Below are 17,066 nucleotides of genomic sequence, written 5' to 3'. Positions count from 1 at the left end.
CACCGAAGTTACTGTTTTTCCAGGTTTCACCCGCCACCTGCTGGCGTTACATATGCTGTTCGGCCGCTCGGCCACCACCCGGTAATCCCATCCCGTCACCTTGCTATTGTCGACTGCGCCCATGCAGCGGCGGCATCGTCACGTCTGAGCCTCCTGCGCTCGTTCCCACTTTTCTCTGGAGTCTGATATGGAATTTTTAATGGACCCCTCTATTTGGGCGGGGTTGCTTACGCTGGTGGTGCTGGAAATCGTGCTGGGCATCGACAACCTGGTGTTCATTGCCATTTTGGCCGACAAGCTGCCGCCGAAGCAGCGTGATAAAGCGCGCATCATCGGCCTGTCGCTGGCACTGCTGATGCGTTTGGGCCTGTTGTCGGTGATCTCCTGGATGGTGACGCTGACCACGCCGCTGTTCAGCGTCGGCGATTTCAGCTTCTCGGGCCGCGATCTTATCCTGCTGTTCGGCGGGGTGTTCCTGTTGTTCAAAGCCACCATGGAGCTGCATGAACGGCTGGAAGGGCAGACGCACCAGGACGGCGCCAACCGCGGTTACGCCAAGTTCTGGGCGGTGGTGGTGCAGATCGTCATCCTCGACGCGGTGTTCTCGCTCGATGCGGTGATTACCGCAGTGGGCATGGTGAACGATCTGCCGGTGATGATGGCGGCGGTGGTGATCGCGATGGCGGTGATGCTGTTGGCGTCCAAACCGTTGACTAACTTCGTTAACGCGCACCCGACCATTGTGGTGCTGTGCCTGAGCTTCCTGTTGATGATCGGCCTGAGCCTGATCGCCGAAGGCTTCGGCTTGCATATTCCTAAAGGTTATCTGTACGCCGCGATCGGCTTCTCGATCCTGATTGAATTGTTCAACCAGATCGCGCGTCGCAACTTCATCAAGCATCAGGCGCGTCGCCCGATGCGCGAGCGCACCGCGGAAGCGATCATGCGCCTGATGGGGCAGCAGCGCGCGCAGCAGACGGACGATGCGGTCGCCTTGCCGCGGGATGAAACCTTTGCGGAGGAAGAGCGTTATATGATCAGCGGCGTGCTGACGCTGGCCTCGCGCTCATTGCGCAGCGTGATGACGCCGCGCACCGAGATTTCCTGGGTCGATTGCGAGCGCTCTCGTGAAGAGGTGCGCGAACAGCTGCTGGACACGCCGCACAGTCTGTTCCCGGTGTGCCGCGATTCGGTGGATGAGATTGTCGGCGTGGTGCGCGCCAAGGATCTGCTGGTGGCGCTGGAGCAGGGTGAAGATATCGCCGAGTTCGCCGCCCGCACGCCGCCGATCGTGGTGCCGGAAACCATGGACGTCATCAAGCTGTTGGCGGTGCTGCGTCGCGCCAAAGGGCGTCTGGTGGTGGTCACCAACGAGTTCGGCGTCGTGCAAGGGCTGGTGACGCCGCTGGACGTGCTGGAAGCGATTGCCGGTGAATTCCCGGACGAAGATGAAACCCCGGACATTGTGGCGGAAGGCGACGGCTGGCTGGTGAAGGGCGGGACCGACCTGCACTCGCTGGAACAGGCGCTGGCCTGCGATGACCTGGTGAGCCCAACCGCGGACTACGCCACCCTGGCGGGGCTGCTGTTGGCCCACTACGGCCAGATGCCGGTGGTGGGGGATACTATCGAGCTGAACCACCTGCGTTTCGATATCGTCGACGTCTCCGAATACCGCATCGAACTGGTGCGTGTCACCCGCGTCGTCTTTGACGAGCCGACGCAGTCGTAACCCGTTCGCCGGAGGCTCAGGCCTCCGGCGGATCCTCTTGCGCATGTCTGACGCGCGATTCGTACTGCTGCAACCACAGCGGGAAAACGTGGATCGGCATCGGTTTGGCGAAATAATACCCCTGCAGGGCATTGACCTCGCGTGAGCGCAGATAGTCAGCCTGTTCCGCCGTTTCTACCCCTTCAGCCACCAACTTCAGCTTCAGCCGCTGCGCCAGCGTAATGATGGTGTCGGTCACCGTGGCGTTTACCGCGTCGGTGCCGATGGCCGCGGTAAACCCGCGGTCGATCTTCAACACGTCCGGGCTGAGGTTTTTCAGGTAGCTCAGCGAACTGTGGCCGGTGCCGAAATCGTCGATGGCCAGCATGATACCCATGTCTTTCAGCGTCCGGATCTGGTCATGCTGGATGGCCGACAGCGCGGTGCGCTCGGTCAGCTCCAGCATCAGTGACGGCATTGGGTGCGCCGGCAGCCAAATCTGGCGGATATCGTCGATGATGTTGAGCGTTTTAAAATGTTCGGCCGCGACGTTGATGCTGATATAGAACGACGGCCGCGGCGGGAATAGCTGCAGATTTTCCGTCACGGTGTTCATCAGATAGCGGGTCAGCGGAATGATCAGCTCATGCTGCTCGGCCAGCGGGATAAACACGTCGGGCGAGATCCACCCCTGCCGTTTCTTTTTCCAACGCAGCAGCATCTCGACGCCGGCGCAGCGGCCGGTATCGCTGTGAATGATCGGTTGGCAGTAAACGCGGAACTCCCGGTGGGTAATGGCATGGCCGATGTGATAAGACAGGCTCATACGGTTAGCGGTGAGCAGGTAGACCACATAGGCCGCCAGCAGGCTGATCAACAGCGCCAGAGGAATATGGCGCGGCAGTGCGGAAAACGCCAGCATGCCGACCTGCGGGCCGAACAGCGAAATCGAGAACGGGTACCGCTCGGAACCGGCGGTGTAACGCAGATCGTTGGTCAGGGTGTCGCGGCGCAGGATTTCACGGCGTCCGTATTCCAGGCTGCTGTCGGCTACGTTCAGCACCATTCGCTGAACATAAGGCTCCTGCGGTTCGAGTAAAAAGTTCGATAACAGCTCGATATTGAAGACGTGCAGAACGCCGCTGGTTCTATCGCCGGGGGAGGGTGTCCACATCACCAACGTGGGCAGTCCTTTGCTCACCGCCAACGAAGGGCGCAGCGCCAGCTTGACGTTGCTGTTGACGAAAATCGGCAGCACGGCGGCCAACTGATAATGACGGGCGCCAAACAGGCTGGAGCAGTAGATGACGCCATTTTTTACCAGCAGCATGGCGCGCAGCGCCTGATTTTGCGCAGCGCGAAAGCGTAGGGTCGATGAGACGTTCTCGCAGGGTTGTTCCAGCATGTCCATACTGCGTTCCGCCTGCAGCTGTGCGGGGGACAGCAGCTGGTCAATCTTGCCGACGGTGCGGGTGGCCAACGTTTGCTGGCTCTGCTCGATGCTTTTGACCTCTTGATAGTAACGGGTATACAGCGATACCAACAGAATAGCCGCGCCCACCGCTCCGGCCAGCAGCCAACGGTAGTAACGATATTGGGACGCGGCGAGGTGGGTCATCAACATCCGGTAAATCCTTGTTCGGTAATCCAGCTCCGAGTCACGGTCAGGCCATAGATCCTTAAGTTGCGCTCGGCTAATTCTAGCCTGAGGTTATACAAGATTGATGGTAACTCAGTAAATTATTTCGATTTGGCAAAACAGAAGGTCAATTTGCAGGCTAACCGCCGGATCGATGAGAAAAATGCAGGATTTTTTCTGGTGACATTGTCACAAAAACGCTCAATGAATTGATTACCCATAAAAAACCCCGCCAGGTGGCGGGGTTGTCGGTCAGTCGCATTGCACCTTGATAGCCAGGCCGCCGCGTGATGTTTCTCGATACTTGGCGTTCATGTCTTTGCCGGTTTCATACATGGTCTCGATCACCTTATCCAGCGAAACGCGCGGTTCGCTGGTGCGGCGCAGGGCCATGCGGGCGGCATTGATCGCCTTGACCGAGGCGATGGCGTTGCGCTCAATGCACGGCACCTGCACCTGGCCGGCGACCGGATCGCAGGTCAGACCCAGGTTGTGTTCCATGCCGATTTCCGCCGCCACGCATACCTGCTCAGGGCTGCCGCCCAGCAGTTCGGCCAGGCCGGCCGCCGCCATGGAGCAGGCAACGCCGACTTCACCCTGACAGCCGACTTCGGCGCCGGAAATGGAGGCGTTCATCTTGTACAGCGCGCCGATGGCGCCCGCCGCCATAAAGTAGCGGATATAGATGTCCGGGCTGACGGACTCGATGAAGTGATCGTAGTAAGCCAGCACGGCAGGCACGATGCCGCAGGCGCCGTTGGTCGGCGCGGTGACGACGCGGCCGCCGGCGGCGTTTTCTTCGTTAACCGCCAGCGCGAACATGTTGACCCAGTCGATCACGTTCATCGGATCGTTGGACAGTTTGTCCGACGCCACCAGCATGCGGCGCAGCGCGGAGGCACGGCGCGGCACGCGCAGCGGGCCCGGCAGCACGCCTTCGGTGTTCAGACCGCGATCGATGCAGGCGCGCATGGTTTGCCAGACGTTACCGAAGTAGGTGTCGATCTCTTGCTTGCTGTGCAGCGCCAGTTCGTTCTGCATCACCATGCCGGACAGCGACAGCCCGGTATCGCGACAGTGGTCGAGCATTTCGCGCGCGGAATTGAACGGATAAGGCATTTGCAGTTCTTGCTCGGCGGCCTTGCCGAAGTTCTCTTCATCGACGATGAAGCCGCCGCCGATAGAGTAATAGGTCTTGCTGTACACTTCTTTATCGCCGGCGAAGGCGTGGACCTGCATGCCGTTTTCGTGCAGCGGCAGGTTGTCGCTGCGGAAGACCATGCCGCCGTCGCGCGGGAAATCGACTTCATGCAGGCCGTTGGCCAGCATCAGGCGTTGACGTTGTTCTACATCGCGAATAAAACCCGGAATGCTATCGATATCGACGGTGTCCGGCATGTTGCCGGCCAGGCCGAGAATGATAGCGATATCGGTATGGTGACCTTTGCCGGTCAATGAGAGTGAGCCGTAAACGTCTACGGCAACACGCGTGATAGAAGGCATCAGGCCTTTATTTACCAGATCGTCGACAAACTGTTTGCCGGCTTTCATCGGTCCAACCGTATGAGAGCTGGACGGGCCGATGCCGATCTTAAACATGTCGAAAACGCTAATCACGCTAAAACTCCTTAAAGAGACGTATTGTTATGGCTGCGGCGGTTAAAAACCGCGCAGGGAACAGCGATATTGTAAAAGGGCCGTGCGGGTTCGGCTGCCTTTTTCGCATGAAATTAAATAATCCGTGGTGTCGCTTTTTTTACTGATTACCCGGGGCGAACCCTTGTGCGGGGCATCCGCTTTCGCCCAAGCTCCATTAACGGTAATCGCGCCAGCTTTCCTTGCTGAACGCCGCCGGCTTAATCCCTGTTTCTACAGTGGTTTATCTCGGGCGGTGGTATTTTACAGGTATTTCGTAAGGTTTAAGAGAGGGTTTACAGTTTTTTTAAAACCATTCAACCGGAACGGTAGTTGAAAAAGCGATCAAATGAAGTGATTTCGATCGCTTTACCCGCAGCGGAGGCCGGCAACCGTGCCAGATTGCGAGTCAGATCACGCAATGCCGGCTAAATACTGACTTGCTGCGCCAGGCGGCGAATGATGGCGGCGGTCAGCCCCCAGATAAACTGGCTGTGGTACCAGGAAAGGTAAATCCGGTGCGTATGGCCGGCGCGATGAATGTCCAGCGGGTAGTAACGCGACAGGGTCAGCGCCTCCCGCAAAGGCATTTCAAACACGTCAGCCACTTCGCCTTCGTTGGCGCGGAACTGCACGTCCGGCGAGACCAGGCCGACGATAGGCGTGACCTGAAATCCGGTGCTGCTGTCGAGCGGCGCCATTTGGCCGAGTATGGTAACCGCCTGCGGCGGTATCGCCACTTCTTCCTGCGCTTCTCGCAGCGCCGTTACGATCGCCGACCCGTCTTCAGCGTCGGTTTTACCGCCGGGGAAGGCCACCTGGCCGGCATGTTTGCGCAGCGAGTCGGCGCGGCGGGTCAACAGCAGCGTTGGCTCGGCGCGACAGACGATCGGGATCAGCACCGCGGCCGGGCGCACATTGTGCGAGATCTGCGCCGCCTGCGGCAGCTGCAGTTGGAAACGGCTGATAAAGGCGTGCAGTGAGGCCGGTGCATTTGGTGGGATCACGATTGGGCGCACTCCCCGAGCTGCGGCAGAATGCGGCCAACCTTGTCGAAGGTCTCCTGATATTCCGCCTGTTCCTGGCTGTCCGCCACGATGCCGCCGCCGGCGGAGCAATGGATGCGGCCGTTTTCGGTGACGAGCGTGCGAATAGTGATGTTGGTGTCCATGGTGCCGCAGGCGCTCAGGTAACCGATGCTGCCGCAATAGGCGTTGCGACGCTGCGGCTCCAGTTCTTCGATGATTTCCATCGCCCGCACCTTGGGCGCGCCGGTGATCGAGCCGCCGGGAAAGCAGGCGCGCAGCAGTTCGGTCGCCGAGGCGGTGTCCGGCAGGGTTGCGGTGATGGTGCTCACCAGGTGGTGCACCGCCGGGAACGGCTCCACGATGAACAGTTCCGGCACGCGCACGCTGCCGGGCTGGGCGACGCGGCCGATATCGTTGCGCAGCAGATCGACAATCATCAGGTTTTCAGCGCGATCTTTGGGCGAACCGGCCAAACGACGAGCCTGTGCGGCGTCTTGTTCCGCGTCCGCCAGCCGCGGCAGCGTGCCCTTGATCGGGCGGGTTTGGATGCGCTGCTGCTCCAGCCACAGAAAGCGCTCGGGAGAAACGCTCAACACGCTGTTGTGAGGCAGACGCAAGAACGCGGAGAACGGCGCGCGGTTGCTGGCGCTCAATTGGCAAAACGCCTGCCATTCATCTCCCTGATAGTCTGCGGAGAATCGCTGCGCCAGATTGATTTGGTAACAGTCGCCGCTGCGCAGGTAGTGCTGAATGCGTTGGAACTTCTCGCCGTACTGCTGCCGGCTCATATTGGCGCGCCAATCGCTCAGCAGTGTGAAAGGGCGTGCCGCAGGCGCGGTTTGGCTATTGAGCCAGCGCCAGCGCTGTTCCACGTCGCCATAGCTGAGCAGCGTCAGCGTTTGCAGCCGGTGGTCGGCGATCAGCGCCCAGTCATAAATGCCCACCGCCATGTCCGGTAAGGCGAGGTCGGCTTCGGCCAACTGCGGCAAGCTTTCCACCCGCCGCCCAAGATCGTAGCCGAACAGCCCCAGGGCGCCGCCCTGAAACGGCAGATCCGGATTAAAGGCCGGTTGCCAACCTTGCGCCACCATCTGCTGTTGCAACAACTCAAACGGATCTTGTTGCGACCGTATTGTTACGTCGTCACTTGCGATTTCTGTGGTGGCGCCATGAGTCGTGAGAGTAATGCGCGGCTGCGCGACCAGAATATCGAAGCGGTTGTGCGAATGGTCGGCAAAGCCTGAGTGCAGCAGCATCGCCCAAGGCCGCGATGAAAGCGGGGCAAAAAGCGTCATCAGGGCGCTGCGATGGTAGGGCAAAGACTTTATGTTTGGGGCGGTTACGCTCATGAACGTCAATAAACCTGGCTGTGAAGACGGCAATATCTGGCGGCTAGTGTGCCATAGACGGCCATGGCATGCATGTTTTGCCAGGCGAGACATGCAGCACACCTCACATAAACGGCAGTTCAATAAACCTGAAATAAGGCATTTTTTGCGCCATTGTTTATACTTCGATATGTTAAAAATTTAACGTCAAAATAACTGGAAGCATTTTTCACCGAGGGCGCAAGACCCGAGAAATATAAAGACAACTCGTTAATTTCACACTTTTATTGTTGCTCGCTTTTATTAAGCGGGCGATGCGAAACGGTTTTGCCTGTGTTTTTTAAGGTGGCCGTCTTGTGAAAGTTATTCCTTGTTGTGGAACGCTTTTCTTGTAGAAAGCATGAAAAGACAAACAAGATGAATCTTATTTGGCTCGCGGCGGAAATGTGAATGTTCGCGTCATATTTCGCTCGGGCGCTGAAGCGATTGCTATTTTTCAAAAAAATAAAATTATCATTTTGTTACATTATTATTGAAGAGCTGCCTATGTCGTTAATGCTGAGCGTCATTGTCCCGATGCACAATGCGGGAGAACTGTTAGAACCTTTCCTGGCTTCGTTGCTTGCCCAACGAGAACAGCGGTTGGAGGTGATCATCGTTAACGATGGTTCCACCGACGGTTCGGGGGAGGTCGCCCACCGCTATGCGGCGGCGCATCCGCATATTCGGGTTATCGATCAGGCGAACGCCGGCGTTTCCAATGCGCGTAATGCCGGGCTCGCCGTTGCCCGAGGAAAATACGTGGCGTTTCCCGACGCTGACGATCTGTTGGCGCCGGAAATGTATTCCACGCTGCTCGAGCAGGCCGAACGGCACCAATTAGACGTGATGCAATGCAATGGCGAACGCTATTTTGCCAGCGAGGACGAATTGCAGCCGATTTTTCCTCAGGAGCGTTTACGCACCACTGATGTTATCACTGGCGTTCAATGGTTCGAACGCGCGTTGAAATCGCGAAAGTTTATTCACGTTGTGTGGTTGGCAATATATCGTCTCGATTTTATCCGCCAGCATCGGCTCTATTTTGAACCGGGCTTACATCACCAGGATATTCCCTGGACGACGGAGGTCATGTTTAATGCCAAGCGGGTCAAATATTTAAGCACGCCGCTGTACCGCCAACGGGTGCACGACAAGTCGATCAGCAATCGCCGCCGCACCGGCAAGGCTAACGTGGATTATCAGCGCCACTATATGAAAATCGTCGAAATGCTGGAGCGGCTCAACCTGCGTTATGCGAGCACCATCGCCATTCGGCCGGCTTTTCATTGGCAGATCACCCGTGAAGCGCTGGGGATTTGCCACAGCATTCGCCGTGAGCCGGATCCGGCCGCTCAGAATCAGATTACCGAAGAGTTTTACCAACGTGGCATCGACAGAGCGATGCTCGCCAATGCGCGCGGCGTGAAGCAGGGGTGGCATGTCATGCTGTGGCGGCACCGTTTAAAGCAGTGGCGCAACGATAACGGCTGTTCACAGCCGGCCTGAGGCACAAGACGTTGGGATCCGCCGCGTTAGCGCGTATACTCCTTCTCCCTTTTGCCGGAGAGAACGACACATGCATGCAGGTATGCCATTACTGAGCCACGCGGAGCAGCAGGAAGCGGCGGATCGCATCCATCAGCTGATGGAACAGGGCATGAGCAGCGGTGAGGCCATTGCTCGCGTTGCGCAGGAAATTCGTGAGAAGCATCAGGGCGCTCATGTCGCGGTGCTGTTCGATGACGAAGACGAACAGCAGGATGCCGCGCCGGAGGCGTCGCGGGATGACGATGCTGAAGAAGACGAAGACTATTGATGTTATCGGGGCCGCGCAAGCGGCCCCGTCAGTTTTAGCGGTTGACCGCTACGGCGGCGGCGGCCTGTTTCGCCAGCTCCACCGCGAGTTCCGTGGTGTCCGCCGTCGCCAGCGCTACACCCAGGCGGCGCTGGCCGGCGATTTCCGGCTTGCCGAACAGACGCAGCTGGTTGTGCCCGCTCAGCGCGTTTTCCAATCCGCTGAAGCGCACATCGGTGCTGGTGAGCTGTGGCAGGATCACCGCCGAAGCGGAAGGGCCGAACTGGCGGATAGCGCCGATCGGCAAACCGAGAAACGCGCGCACGTGCAGGGCGAACTCAGACAGATCCTGTGAAATCAACGTGACCATGCCGGTATCGTGTGGGCGTGGCGACACTTCGCTGAAGATCACGTCGTCGCCACAGACGAACAGCTCCACGCCGAACAGCCCGAAGCCCCCCAGGGCCTTCACCACTTTCTCGGCGATAGCCTGGGCCCGGCTCAGCGCCGTAGCCGACATGCGTTGCGGCTGCCAGGACTCGCGGTAATCCCCATCCTCCTGACGGTGCCCGATCGGCTCACAGAAATGCACGCCATCCACGGCGTTGATGGTCAGCAGCGTAATTTCAAAATCAAATCTTACCAGCCCTTCGACGATCACCCGGCCACCGCCGGCACGGCCGCCCTGTTGGGCGTAATCCCAGGCGCTTTGCAGCTGTTCGGGCGTGCGGATCAGGCTCTGGCCTTTGCCGGAAGAGCTCATCACCGGTTTGACGATGCACGGGTAGCCGATATGCTCAACCGCCTGGCGGAAAGCGATTTCACTGTCGGCAAAGCGGTAGCTGGAGGTGGGAAGACCGAGATCTTCCGCCGCCAGACGGCGGATGCCTTCACGGTTCATGGTCAGGCGTGTGGCTTCGGCGCAGGGCACTACGCGGTGGCCGTGGCGTTCAAGCTCGACCAGCATGGCGGTGGCGATCGCTTCGATTTCGGGAACGATATAGTCCGGCCGCTCGTGTTCGATGACGGCTTTCAACGCGTCACCGTCCAGCATATTGATGACGTGGCTGCGGTGCGCCACATGCATGGCCGGCGCATCGGCGTAGCGATCGACGGCGATCACCTCCAGACCGAGGCGCTGGCATTCAATGGCGACTTCTTTACCCAGCTCGCCGGAGCCGAGCAACATGACGCGGGTGGCGGAAGGGCGCAGGGCGGTTCCAATCGTTAACATAGTTTCGTACCTGGATCGGTGAAAGTAAGCGGATTGATGATCGGCGGGCAGTATATACGAAAACGATTGCGCGCGCAGCCGCCGCGCCGGTTTTGTTGCTAACTGGCTGTTTTTATAACAAACAGAAATATTTGCCCTGTATGAGCGATTGTGCGTTAATAACCGACGGCGAAAGAAGGCCTACTTATTTAAAGGTTTTCGCGTCTCGTGCCGTCAAGGCAGGTTTATCAAGTAAAGGAAACACAAATGAGCAAGATCACTGGTCACGTTAAATGGTTCAACGAAAGCAAAGGTTTCGGCTTTATCACCCCTGCCGACGGCTCTAAAGACGTTTTCGTTCATTTCTCCGCTATCGTCAGCGATGGTTTCAAGACCCTGGCTGAAGGCCAGCAGGTTGAGTTCTCCATCCAGGACAGCCAACGTGGCCCAGCCGCAGCCAACGTCGTTGCGATTTAACGACTGCGTTGCCAAGAAACCCGCCGCCGGCGGGTTTTTTTATGCCCGCACCCCGTAACGCCGCCCATCTCTGTTATCATTTACCGCTGATTCGGCGCTTACCTGCGGGCGCGCCGCCATTCCATTCGTCACATAAGAGTTATCGCCGTGAGCACAGTTTCTTTTTCTTCCCTGCCGCTGCCAGCCGAACAGTTGGCCAACCTCAACGAACTGGGGTACGCCGAAATGACGCCGGTACAGGCCGCCGCATTGCCCGCCATCCTGCAAGGGCGGGACGTGCGCGCCAAGGCGAAAACCGGCAGCGGTAAAACGGCGGCCTTCGGCATTGGTCTGCTGAACAGTATCGTCGTCGGTCAGGTCGCCACGCAGGCGCTGGTGCTCTGTCCCACCCGCGAGCTGGCCGATCAGGTGAGCAAAGAGCTGCGTCGCCTGGCGCGTTTTACGCAAAACATCAAGATCCTGACGCTGTGCGGCGGCCAGCCGATGGGGCCGCAGCTCGATTCGCTGGTGCATGCGCCGCACATCGTGGTGGGGACGCCGGGCCGTATCCAGGAACACCTGCGCAAGAAAACGCTGCAGCTGGACGAGCTGAAGGTGCTGGTGCTGGATGAGGCCGATCGCATGCTGGACATGGGGTTCGCCGACGACATCGACGATGTGATCAGCTATACGCCGCCGCAACGTCAGACGCTGCTGTTTTCCGCCACGTACCCGGCAGGCATCGAGCGCATCAGCGCGCGCGTTCAACGCCAGCCGCTGAGCGTCGAGGTGGGCGATGGCGAAGCGCAGACCTCCATCGAACAACGCTTTTATGAGACCACGCGCGATCAGCGCCCAGCGCTGCTGGTGTCGGCCATTCGCTATCATCAACCCGCGTCCTGCGTGGTGTTCTGCAATACCAAGCGCGACTGTCAGACGGTGCTTGAGGCCCTGGAGGCCCGCGGCATCAGTGCGCTGGCGCTGCATGGCGATCTGGAACAGCGCGACCGCGACCAGGTGTTGGTGCGTTTCGCCAACCGCAGTTGCCGGGTATTGGTGGCGACCGACGTCGCCGCACGCGGGCTGGATATTAAAGAGCTGGAGCTGGTGGTCAACTACGAGCTGGCGTTCGATCCCGAAGTGCATGTGCACCGTATTGGCCGTACCGGCCGCGCCGGCATGAGCGGGTTGGCGATCAGCCTGTGCACGCCGCAGGAAATGGCGCGTGCGCACGCGATTGAAGACTATCTGCATATGAACGTCGACTGGTCGCCGGTGTCCGAGCTGAGCGGGGCGGCCAACGGCTCGCTGGAGGCGGAAATGGTGACGCTGTGCATCGACGGCGGCCGCAAGGCGAAGATCCGTCCCGGCGATATTCTCGGGGCGCTGACCGGTGATGCCGGGCTGACGGCGGCGGAAGTGGGCAAGATCGATATGTTCCCGGTGCATGCCTATGTCGCGATCCGCAAAGCCAGCGCGCGCAAGGCGCTGCAACAGTTGCAGCAGGGCAAAATCAAAGGCAAAAGCTGCAAGGTGCGGCTGCTGAAATAAGCCGAAGGCGGGCGGCGGTTTGCCTTCCCGCCACGATCTATTTATACTGTATATAATAACAGTAATTTGAGTATTTGAGGACGCACGCATGGCGGTTGAAGTTAAATATGTGGTGGTGAGAAACGGTGAGGAAAAAATGACTTTCGCGAGCAAGAAAGAAGCCGACGCCTACGACAAAATGCTGGATCTGGCGGACAACCTTGGGGAGTGGCTGCAGCAGGCGCCGCTGAACCTGGATGACGAACAGCGCGAAGGGCTGAGCTTCTTCCTGGCGGAAAACAAGGATGCGCTGGGCCTGATTCTGCGCGGCGCATCGCCGGCGGAAACCCTCAAGAAACCGGCGGAAAGCAAAGCGAAAAAAGCGGACTCTACCCCAAAAGAGGGATCTGCGTCAGAAAAGCAGGCGGCATAATGACTTATGTTGCGGTGTTGTGATGAAAAAGGATCTAAAATGAGCCGTGAAATAACTTTCTTCAGCCGCTTTGAGCAAGACATTCTGGCCGGGCGTAAAACCATCACCATTCGGGATGCCAGTGAATCGCATTTTGAACCGGGCGAGGTATTGCGCGTTAGCCGCAATGAGGACGGCGTATTTTTCTGCTTTATCGAAGTGCTGTCGGTAACGCCGGTGCGCCTGGATGCGCTGACCGAACGCCACGCACAGCAGGAGAACATGTCGCTCGGCGAACTGAAGCAGGTGATCAAGGAAATCTATCCGGGCCTGGATGCGCTGTTTGTCATTGAGTTCGTCAAACGGTAACCCTTTGCCGAAGCCCTGTTGTGAGCCAGGGATGGGCGCCCGGATAGCGCTAATCACAACGGGAGGACATATGAAAAAAACGGGTTTGGCTATCGCCTTGTTGGCCATGATGGGAGCATCGACGACGGTGTGGGCGCAGGATCACGAACAGCGCGCCGCCAAGGTGGGGCAGTGTGCGGGCCTGCAGCCGGCGGATATCGCCGCCCAGGTCAAGCGCGACTTCTTGCAGAACCGCATTACGCGCTGGGAGTCGGACAAAAAGCTGCTGGGTACCGCAACGCCGATTGCCTGGGTTAGCCCGGATGCCATCAGCGGCAAGGATCAGGTATGGCAGGTGCCGTTGACGGTGCGTGGCACCAAGGCAGATAAAACCTACAACGTGACGCTCAACTGCAACACCGGCGAAATCGCCTACAGCGCCCCACAGTAACGCTTTCCCGGCAGTAAAAAGCCCGCCGAGCGGCGGGCTTGATGTTCTCAGGCGGCGTCAGTCGCTGAACGGGATCACCAATTCCCCCGGTTTCACTTCCAACCCTTTCGCCAGTTTTTTCGCCAGCGCTTCGGTTTTGCTGTTGTCAGGATTCAGCACATAAGCCGGCTTTTGGTCGAAGTAGGATTTCAGCGACTGGTTCAGATACGGCGTCAGCGCTTTCATCACCGTCTGCATTTTTTCCGGTTGCACGCTGTAATCGGTCAGCTCCATGTCCTTCAGGAAAATGGCGCCCTGCGCCCGGTCATAAACCGGCTGCGCCTTCAGCGTCAGCTTCAGATCAGCGGTCTGCGGGCCGAGAATCGACGTGATGTTGACCTTGGCGTCGCCGGAAAGGGTGACTTTACCCGGTTCGCTGCGGCCGATCTGGCTTTGCAACTGAGTCAGCACGATGTTGGCGTCCAGCAGGCCGGGCACGCCGATTTGCTTCTGATAGTCGTTATGTTTCTGCAGGTAGTCATTCACTTCCTGCTCACTCAGGGTGTACTGGGTCAGTTGATTGCAACCGGCCAATACGCCGGCGAACAGCAGGGCGGCTGCGCCCATCAGGATCTTCTTCATTAATGCCTCATTGCGACTGCTGGCGAAAAGTGCTGCAGATAATTGATTAATCATTATAAACGCTCCGCCTGCGCGTGAAAACGGCAGGCGGCGGTATGGCGGGAATAGTGCGCGTAAAACAGGGCGAGACCTATCGGATAACGCCGAAAGCGTCAGCGCCGTAATCGCAGCGCCAAGAGGATCACGCCGGCCAGGCAGGCTGCGCCTCCCAACAGCGGGAACAGCGGAATGCCCCACAGCCGCAGCGACGAATGCATCAGATAAGGCGCCAGCCCCAGGGCAAAAGCGGCGGTGACGATGGCGATGGCCAGGGTAACGGCGCTGCGCTCCAGCGCTTTGCTCAACTGACCGAGGTTCTTGACGTTAATGTCGGCATTGAGCTGCCCGCGTTTCAGGCGGCGCACCAACAGCCGCAGGGTTTGCGGCAGCTCCTCTCCGGCGTCGAGCGCTTCCCCGCCCAGGGCCAAGAGTCGTTGGCGCACGGCGTCAGGGGCATAGCGTTGCAGCACCGTTTGTTGCAGCATCGGTTTGAGCGTGGCGACGATGTCAAAGGCCGGATCCAGCCGGTGCAGCACGCCGTCGGCGGTGATTAAGGCCTTGAACAGCAGCACCAGATCCGGCGGCAGCGCCAGCTGGTGCTCACGCGCCATCACCAACAGGTCAGTGAGGGCTTTGCCGAGCGTTAGGGAGGCGGCGGCCTGCTTGTCGAGAAAGTTTTGCGCCGCCAGCTCCAGGTCCATCAGATCCAGCGGTTCGCTGTCCGACCAGGCGATCAGCGTGTTGACGATGCCTTCGGACTGACGATCGGCGATGGCCTGCAGCAGCAGGAGCAACTGGTTGCGCCGCCGTTCGGACAGCTGGCCCACCATGCCGAAGTCGATGAAGCCGACGCGATCGCCGCTCAGCGCCATCACGTTGCCGGGGTGCGGATCGGCGTGATACAGCCGGTGCTCCAGCACCATGCTCATAAAGGCGCGGGCGCCGCGCCGCGCCAGCAGCGGGCCGTCAAATCCCGCTTCCGCCAACTGCCGGGGGTTCTCCGGCGCGGTGCCGGGCAAGTATTCCTGCACTAACAGACGCGGAGAAGACCATTGCCAATAGATTTTCGGCACGACCACGTCGGGTTCACGCGCAAACATGCCGGCGACGCGATCGCAGTTATGCCCTTCATGGGTCAAATCCAGTTCATGATTGAGCGCCGTCGCCAGCGCTCTGACCATCTGCCGTGGTCGATAGCGCGCCAGCGCCTGACTCTGCTGCTCCACGGTTTCCGCCAGCGAGGCCAGCAGCCGCAGATCGGCGTGAATGGTTTTTGCCAGGCCGGGGCGCAGCACTTTCACCACTACCTGTTCGCCGCTGTGCAGGCGCGCGCGGTAAATTTGCGCCATCGACGCCGCGGCCAGCGGTGTGCGATCGAATTCGGCAAACAGCTGCTCGGGATCATCCCCGAGATCGGCGATGATCTGCGGCGCCAGCATTTCCCATGGCAACACCGCCGCCTGGCTGTGCAGACGATCCAGTTCGTCGGTCCAGGCCGGATCCAGCAGGTCAGAACGCGTGGCCAGGATCTGGCCGAATTTGACGAAGGTTGGGCCGAGCGCCTCGAGCGCTTCGCGCAGCCGCTGAGGAAGGGGCTGCGCGCTCTGCCGTGCGGGCTCACTGCGGGCGCCACGCAGCAACGCCCCCAGGCCCAGCAGGCGCAGAACGTCTTGCAAACCATAACGAATCAGAACGGAAGTAATTTCCTTCAGCCGCGCCCGATCGCGAGCGGTGGCGAGCACCATTTTCAGCATCAGTACGCCATATCCTTTTTGTGACTGTCGAACGTTATTGTTCCATATCCAGCAGCAACGGCACTTCGCTGCGCTGCGCCATGCGGTTGCGGTAGGCTTCCACGTTGTCCGGCAGGGCAACCCCGGCGACGATCGACAATGAGCGCAGCAGCGGGAACAGATGAATATCGTCCTCAGAAAGCTCGCCGTTCACGGCGTCGGCGGAGACGATCAGCGGTGACAGCGTTTGCAGGTCGGCCTCCAGTTCGGCGATCAAATCGGCGCTGTTGGCGAGATGCTCGGCGAAATTACCGATTGACGCCTGCTTTTTATCGATAAAGTAACGGCGGGCGCTGTCGGTGGCAAATTCTTCGAAATCGGCATGCGCAATACGCGGCAACAGCAATTTGGCCGCATAACTGTCGACCCGGCGCAACCACTCGGCGATGGCCGGGGTGGTGCGGCCGGTCAGCACCGGTTTGCCGTCCAAGCCATCGACATAGCGCACGATATCCAGGCTTTCCGGCATCGCTTCGCCGTCGTCTTTGATCAGGATCGGCACCATTTTTTTGCCAATCAGATTGAACGGGGTCGTCTCATCGTCGTTGAGCAACGTGACCAGGCGAATCGGCAGATGTTTCAGGCCGAAAATCATGCGGGCTTTAACGCAGAATGGGCAATGATCGTAAATGAACAGTTTCATGCTTGCTCCGGGTTGTCAGGTTTTAACAGCAATAGTTACCACAGCTTATCGAGGCTGTCTTGAAACGCGTGTGTTGGATGGTGCGTTATTGCGATATTGCCCGCGCAACAGGCGCGGGCGAGGAGTGCTATTTCTTGACCGGTACCGAGTTGAGCACATCGATCAGGTGAATGCGGGCTTGTTCCAAATCGATCTGATCGCGTTCGTTGGCGGCGGTGACGACTTGCAGCTGTTTGATAATATCGTTTTTCAGGCCGGCGTCGCTGGCGAGGATATGCGCCAGCGCCTTTTCCACCAGAGTGGAGCGCGCATAAATCATGCGCAAGTTCAGTATCATATGTTCGAGTAGTTGCGGTAATTTGGCTTCTTCGCTCATGCCGAC

General features: G+C 58.9%; 17 protein-coding genes. 8 read left to right on the top strand and 9 right to left on the bottom strand.

Annotated features, from left to right (window positions below; genetic code table 11):
• Positions 1-187 precede the first annotated feature (187 nt).
• Positions 188-1,732: a TerC family protein gene (locus HWW83_RS03510; protein WP_033643383.1), complete on the top strand. Its 1,545-nt coding sequence runs from the start codon at positions 188-190 to the stop codon at positions 1,730-1,732.
• 16 nt (positions 1,733-1,748) lie between these two features.
• Here the strand turns inward: HWW83_RS03510 and HWW83_RS03505 are convergent, their stop codons facing one another.
• The 4 genes from HWW83_RS03505 to pabB form a co-directional block, all read right to left on the bottom strand.
• Entirely contained in the window at positions 1,749-3,335 is a 1,587-nt protein-coding gene (locus HWW83_RS03505; protein ID WP_033643382.1) for an EAL domain-containing protein, read from the bottom strand.
• A gap of 267 nt (positions 3,336-3,602) precedes the next feature.
• Positions 3,603-4,967 carry an L-serine ammonia-lyase gene (gene sdaA, locus HWW83_RS03500; protein WP_033650934.1) on the bottom strand — a complete coding sequence of 455 codons (1,365 nt, stop codon included), beginning with the start codon at positions 4,965-4,967 and terminating at the stop codon, positions 3,603-3,605.
• A gap of 446 nt (positions 4,968-5,413) precedes the next feature.
• Positions 5,414-5,992, bottom strand: coding sequence for a CoA pyrophosphatase (locus HWW83_RS03495; RefSeq protein WP_033644292.1), 579 nt, complete (start codon positions 5,990-5,992; stop codon positions 5,414-5,416).
• Positions 5,989-7,362 carry an aminodeoxychorismate synthase component 1 gene (gene pabB, locus HWW83_RS03490; protein ID WP_069100685.1) on the bottom strand — a complete coding sequence of 458 codons (1,374 nt, stop codon included), beginning with the start codon at positions 7,360-7,362 and terminating at the stop codon, positions 5,989-5,991. The genes HWW83_RS03495 and pabB overlap by 4 nt, the downstream gene beginning before the upstream one ends.
• A 525-nt stretch (positions 7,363-7,887) precedes the next feature.
• Here pabB and HWW83_RS03485 point away from each other — a divergent pair.
• Both HWW83_RS03485 and HWW83_RS03480 read left to right on the top strand, forming a co-directional pair.
• Positions 7,888-8,889, top strand: coding sequence for a glycosyltransferase (locus HWW83_RS03485; protein ID WP_042785721.1), 1,002 nt, complete (start codon positions 7,888-7,890; stop codon positions 8,887-8,889).
• Between the two features lie 70 nt (positions 8,890-8,959).
• Entirely contained in the window at positions 8,960-9,199 is a 240-nt protein-coding gene (locus HWW83_RS03480; RefSeq protein ID WP_033643378.1) for a YoaH family protein, read from the top strand.
• 34 nt (positions 9,200-9,233) lie between these two features.
• Here the strand turns inward: HWW83_RS03480 and purT are convergent, their stop codons facing one another.
• Positions 9,234-10,412 carry a formate-dependent phosphoribosylglycinamide formyltransferase gene (purT, locus tag HWW83_RS03475; RefSeq protein WP_176588989.1) on the bottom strand — a complete coding sequence of 393 codons (1,179 nt, stop codon included), beginning with the start codon at positions 10,410-10,412 and terminating at the stop codon, positions 9,234-9,236.
• Positions 10,413-10,658: 246 nt separating this feature from the next.
• Between purT and cspE the strand changes: the two genes are divergently transcribed.
• The 5 genes from cspE (at position 10,659) to yebF (ending at position 13,588) form a co-directional block, all read left to right on the top strand.
• On the top strand, positions 10,659-10,868 hold the full coding sequence (cspE, locus tag HWW83_RS03470) for a transcription antiterminator/RNA stability regulator CspE (protein WP_004927572.1): 210 nt from the start codon (positions 10,659-10,661) through the stop codon (positions 10,866-10,868).
• A 147-nt stretch (positions 10,869-11,015) separates the two neighbouring features.
• Complete coding sequence (gene dbpA / locus HWW83_RS03465) at positions 11,016-12,398, top strand: ATP-dependent RNA helicase DbpA (RefSeq protein ID WP_060660619.1); 1,383 nt, start codon at positions 11,016-11,018, stop codon at positions 12,396-12,398.
• Between the two features lie 88 nt (positions 12,399-12,486).
• Positions 12,487-12,810: a YebG family protein gene (locus HWW83_RS03460; protein ID WP_060660620.1), complete on the top strand. Its 324-nt coding sequence runs from the start codon at positions 12,487-12,489 to the stop codon at positions 12,808-12,810.
• 39 nt (positions 12,811-12,849) lie between these two features.
• The gene (gene yqfB / locus HWW83_RS03455) at positions 12,850-13,158 is read left to right on the top strand and encodes a N(4)-acetylcytidine aminohydrolase (RefSeq protein ID WP_004927562.1); all 309 of its coding nucleotides are present in this window, start codon (positions 12,850-12,852) and stop codon (positions 13,156-13,158) included.
• A gap of 70 nt (positions 13,159-13,228) precedes the next feature.
• Entirely contained in the window at positions 13,229-13,588 is a 360-nt protein-coding gene (gene yebF, locus HWW83_RS03450; RefSeq protein WP_033643374.1) for a protein YebF, read from the top strand.
• Between the two features lie 57 nt (positions 13,589-13,645).
• On the opposite strand, the gene HWW83_RS03445 is transcribed toward yebF, so the two are convergent.
• From HWW83_RS03445 to HWW83_RS03430, 4 genes are all read right to left on the bottom strand, one after another.
• Positions 13,646-14,209, bottom strand: coding sequence for a lipoprotein (locus HWW83_RS03445; protein WP_016927416.1), 564 nt, complete (start codon positions 14,207-14,209; stop codon positions 13,646-13,648).
• A 152-nt stretch (positions 14,210-14,361) separates the two neighbouring features.
• Positions 14,362-16,002: an ABC1 kinase family protein gene (locus HWW83_RS03440; RefSeq protein ID WP_060660621.1), complete on the bottom strand. Its 1,641-nt coding sequence runs from the start codon at positions 16,000-16,002 to the stop codon at positions 14,362-14,364.
• A 34-nt stretch (positions 16,003-16,036) separates the two neighbouring features.
• Positions 16,037-16,684 (bottom strand): glutaredoxin 2, encoded by a 648-nt coding sequence (grxB, locus tag HWW83_RS03435; protein ID WP_096242321.1) that lies wholly within the window; start codon positions 16,682-16,684, stop codon positions 16,037-16,039.
• Between the two features lie 127 nt (positions 16,685-16,811).
• On the bottom strand, positions 16,812-17,060 hold the full coding sequence (locus tag HWW83_RS03430; RefSeq protein WP_033643371.1) for a hypothetical protein: 249 nt from the start codon (positions 17,058-17,060) through the stop codon (positions 16,812-16,814).
• Positions 17,061-17,066: the final 6 nt, after the last annotated feature.

Source organism: Serratia ureilytica (assembly GCF_013375155.1).
Taxonomy (GTDB): Bacteria; Pseudomonadota; Gammaproteobacteria; order Enterobacterales; family Enterobacteriaceae; genus Serratia; species Serratia ureilytica.
Note: the sequence above shows the minus strand (reverse complement) of the source record. Positions and strands in the feature narration are given on the sequence as shown.